This is a genomic window from Lutibacter sp. (genome assembly GCF_040883305.1).
In the GTDB taxonomy this organism is placed as follows: domain Bacteria; phylum Bacteroidota; class Bacteroidia; order Flavobacteriales; family Flavobacteriaceae; genus Lutibacter.
The window spans coordinates 1-4,718 of sequence record NZ_JBFLKT010000431.1 but is presented as its reverse complement, the minus strand read 5'-3'; the positions used below and the strand labels follow the sequence as shown (position 1 = coordinate 4,718).

The following is a 4,718-nucleotide window of genomic DNA, read 5'->3' as shown; positions in this document are numbered from 1 at the left end:
TTCATAAATATTATTACAATAAATCTATTGCTGATGGTTATACACTACGTTTAATTCGTGAAGAAATTGAAACGAGTTATAAATTAACGCTTGCAAAGGCTTTAGAAGAAATAGAAATTCTAAAAGGAAATTCCGACAAAAAAGTGGTGTATTCGCATCATAAGTTTGTAGAACCTATGTTAGATTATATTGTTTCAGATTTTGAAAAAAGTAGAACTTCTATGAATGATGCAACTATTGGAGGAATGGTGGTTTGTGACTCTTCAGATCAGGCAAAAATGATGTTTGAGATTTTCACTTCAAAATATGCACAGCCAACAAATAATTCAGAATTAGAAGCAATGCCAATGGCTGCGGAACCAAAACCAAGTTATGGTAAGCAGAAAAAAGAAGCCGTAAAAGTAAAAAAAGCGGCGGTTATTTTACACGATATTGGCACAAAACAAGATCGGAAAGATTGGGTTGAGGATTTTAAAGAAGGGAAAATTGATTTGTTGTTTGTTTACAATATGTTGTTAACTGGATTTGATGCCAAACGATTGAAAAAATTATACATTGGACGAGTTATAAAATCACATAATTTATTGCAAACGTTAACGCGTGTTAATAGAACCTATAACGATTTTAAATATGGTTACGTAGTTGATTTTGCAGACATACAAAGTGAGTTTGATAAAACCAACAAAGCCTATTTTGATGAGTTACAAAGTGAGTTAGGCGATGAAATGCAATACTATTCTGATTTATTTCTATCACCTGAAGAGATTGAAACACAGATTAATGAAATTAAAGATGCGTTGTTTTATTTCGACACCAAAAATGCTGAAATTTTCTCGCAACAAATTACGAAGATAAGTGATCGTAAACAAATGTTGGAGATTGCAAAAGCATTAAATAACGCGAAGAGCTTATACAATTTAATCCGTTTAAGTGGTAATTACGATTTGTTGGAAAAACTCGATTTTAGAAAACTAACCATTTTATCAAGAGAAGCAAACAATCATTTAGCACTAATAAATACCAAAGAAACCTTAGAAAATAGTGTTGATACTACCAATATTTTAAACATAGCATTAGAAGATGTACTTTTTGCTTTTACCAAAATAAAGGAAGAAGAACTAATTTTAGCCGATCAGTTAAAGAATATTTTACAAAAAACCAGAGAAGGTTTAGCAGGTAATTTCGATCAAAAAGATCCTGTATTTATTTCATTAAAAGAAGAATTGGAACGTTTGTTTAAAAAGAAAAATTTAAGCGAAGTTACCAAAGCCGAAATGGAAGCCAATATTGTAGCTTTAGAGAAAATTTATTCCAAAGCCAAAGAACTGGAACGTAAAAATGAATTGATAAGAGCAAAGTATGAAAACGATGCAAAATATGCACGAATTCATAAACGCTTACTAGAAAAAGATCCGTTAACGGATAGCGAACAAAAATTATTTGAAGTATTGAGCGAACTGAAAGAAGAAGTAGATAACCATATTTTACAAAATTCAAAAATATTAGAAAATGAAAGTTTTGTAGATAAAATGATAGCTCGTTTAGTAATTGTAGAATTTAAGAAGAAAAATATTCCGCTTGATCTTGATAAATCTAAACGCATTATAAACCTAGTAACAAAAGAATATATTAACGAATACAACGGTAACGTAGCTTAAAAATAAAGTGGTTGTCTGGAAATGCCGGTCAACCAGTTAGTGCTATTTTTAGCTTTTAATGGAAGTGTAAAACGATCGGTAATAAGTATGTTAAATTGAAATAGAGATGATTAAGAATTATAAATTACCGAAAATACGAAAAACCATTACTTTAAGTGATTACATTCACTAAAAAACATAACTATTAGTGAATACAATATAAAAATGTATATTTGTTAAAAAAAGAAATATGTATAAGCGTACATTAAAAGATACTATTGAGAGCAAAATAAATAAAGGGAAAGCTATTATAGTAGTTGGTCCAAGACAAGTAGGGAAAACAACTTTAATAAAAGATATAATTAACAATAAAAAGCATCTCTTTTTAGATGGAGACGATCCTACTGTAAGAAACTTGCTAAACAATCCTAATACAGAGCAAATTAAAAGTATTATAGGGGCTAATAAAATTATTTTTGTTGATGAAGCACAAAGAATAGAAGGTATTGGATTGACGCTAAAAATTATAACAGATCAATTTAAAGACGTGCAGTTATTTGTAAGCGGCTCATCATCTTTCGATTTGTCAAGTGCACTAAATGAACCCCTAACAGGAAGAAAATGGGAGTATGAATTATATCCTATTAGTTGGGAAGAGTTTGAAGATAAGCATAATTATTTGGTAGCAGAACAGCAATTAGAAAATAGGTTATTATATGGTTTTTACCCTGATGTTTTAAATAATTCTGGTGAAGAAAAAGACCTTTTAAAACAATTGGTAAATAGTTATTTATATAGAGATATTTTGGCTTACTCTAATATTAAAAAGCCAGAAGTGCTTGAAAAACTAGTTCAAGCCTTAGCGCTTCAATTAGGTAGTGAAGTAAATTATAATGAGTTAGCACAAATAGTTGGTGTAGATAAAAATACAGTTTCAAGTTATATAGATATACTTGAAAAAGGATATGTAGTTTTTAAACTCAACAGTTTTAGCAGAAACCTGCGAAATGAAATCAAAAAAAATAAAAAAATATATTTCTACGATAATGGCGTTAGAAATATGGTATTAGGAAACTTTACCCCTTTAAACTTACGTCAAGATACGGGTGCTTTATGGGAAAATTTCTTAATAGCAGAAAGACTAAAGCAAAACACCTATAAAAGCACAAATGCTAAAATGTATTTTTGGCGCACCAAACAACAACAAGAAGTAGATTTAGTTGAAGAACATAATGGAATTATTACGGGCTTTGAATTTAAATGGAATGCAAAGAAAAAACTCAAATTACCAAAAACCTTTGTAAATGAATACAACGCAAAAGAAGTAATAATTGATAGAACAAATTTCAGAAAGTTTACAATAATATAAGCAATAAAATAAATGACCGATACTGCAAAATTTGAAACCCAAACCAAAGCACTTATAGACGATTTAAAAAGCGTTTGTGCAAATTATGGTTTAGGGAATGATGGAAATGAATTTAAAATTATAACACAGGTATTTTTATACAAGTTTTTAAACGATAAGTTTGCTTTTGAAGTAAAGCAAATAGACAAAAATTTAGCAACCGATGAAAACTGGCAGGAAACCTTAAAAAACTACAGCAAAAACGATTATGAAATGTTGTTGATGCAAGTAAGTGAAGGTACCGCACAATTGCAACCAGAACATTTTATTGCTGCATTGTATCATAACCAGGATAAACCCAATTTTGGGCAATTATTTGATGATACCTTGTTTGCCATTGCAACTGCAAATACCGATATATTTTCGGTAAAAGAAGATGGTGGAGCAAAAGTAATTTTGTTTGATAGAGTAAGTGAATTTGTTTCTCCTTCAAAACGTGATGCTTTTTGCAAGGCTATTATTAACAAACTGGTAAATTTTAGTTTTGAGAAAATATTTAATGAGAAATACGATTTTTACGCTACTATTTTTGAATACTTAATTTCCGATTATAACAAAGATAGCGGCGGTAAATATGCCGAATATTTTACACCACACGCAGTTGCTAAAATTATGGCGGCCTGTTTGGTTACAGATACCAATGTAAGTAACGTAACCTGTTACGATCCCAGTGCAGGATCGGGAACCTTGTTAATGAATTTAGCACACGCTATTGGCGAAGAAAAATGTACTATTTACTCGCAGGATATTTCTCAAAAATCATCTAGTTTGTTGCGATTGAATTTAATTTTAAACAATCTGGTACATTCCATTCAAAATATTATACAAGGAAATACCATTTTACATCCGTATCATAAAAATGAACAGGGAAAATTAGAAACCTTCGATTATATAGTTTCAAATCCGCCTTTTAAATTAGATTTTAGCGATTACAGTGTAGATTTAGATACCAAAGAAAACCACGATCGCTTTTTTGCAGGCATACCAAATGTGCCAAAAGCAAAAAAGGACAGTATGGCAATTTACACCTTGTTTATACAACACATTATGCACTCACTTTCTACAAAAGGAAAAGCGGCTATTGTAGTGCCAACTGGTTTTATTACCGCACAAAGTGGTATTGAAAAGAAAATTAGAACAAAAATGGTGGAAGCTAAAATGTTGGCAGGTGTGGTTTCTATGCCAAGTAACATATTTGCAACTACCGGTACTAACGTAAGTATTTTATTTTTAGACAAACAAAATAAAGGAGATGTAGTGTTAATTGATGCTTCTAATTTAGGAACCAAAGTAAAAGAAGGTAAAAACCAAAAAACAGTATTAAGCGATATTGAAGAACAAAAAATTATTGACACGTTTAATGCTAAAACTGCTGAAGATGATTTTTCGGTAGTAGTAAGTTATAAGGACATTGAAGCAAAAAACTACAGTTTAAGTGCAGGGCAATATTTTGAAGTTAAAATTGAATATATAGATATTTCTGCGGAAGAATTTACTACTAAAATGAACACTTTTGAAACCAATTTAGAAAGTTTGTTTGCTGAAAGTAAAAGTTTGGAAAAAGAGATTCAAAAGAATTTAAAGAGTTTGAAATACGATAAATTATGAATATTAGTAATTTAGGTTCTTTAGGCAAAATTTCTATGTGTAAACGTGTTTTGAAACATCAGACT

Annotated in this window: 2 protein-coding genes and 1 pseudogene; all 3 read left to right on the top strand. The window is 30.2% G+C overall.

Annotated elements, in window-relative coordinates; genetic code table 11:
• Positions 1 to 1,658: pseudogene (locus AB1Z17_RS14000) on the top strand (type I restriction endonuclease subunit R); the annotation flags it as partial.
• A 229-nt stretch (positions 1,659 to 1,887) separates the two neighbouring features.
• The gene (locus AB1Z17_RS13995) at positions 1,888 to 3,006 is read left to right on the top strand and encodes an ATP-binding protein (RefSeq protein WP_368052388.1); all 1,119 of its coding nucleotides are present in this window, start codon (positions 1,888 to 1,890) and stop codon (positions 3,004 to 3,006) included.
• A gap of 12 nt (positions 3,007 to 3,018) precedes the next feature.
• Entirely contained in the window at positions 3,019 to 4,653 is a 1,635-nt protein-coding gene (locus tag AB1Z17_RS13990; RefSeq protein WP_368052387.1) for a class I SAM-dependent DNA methyltransferase, read from the top strand.
• Positions 4,654 to 4,718 lie beyond the last annotated feature (65 nt).

Coding starts and splice junctions, on each gene's coding strand:
- AB1Z17_RS13995 (WP_368052388.1), top strand. CDS start 1,888: ATGTATAAGCGTACATTAAAAGATACTATTGAGAGCAAAATAAATAAA.
- AB1Z17_RS13990 (WP_368052387.1), top strand. CDS start 3,019: ATGACCGATACTGCAAAATTTGAAACCCAAACCAAAGCACTTATAGAC.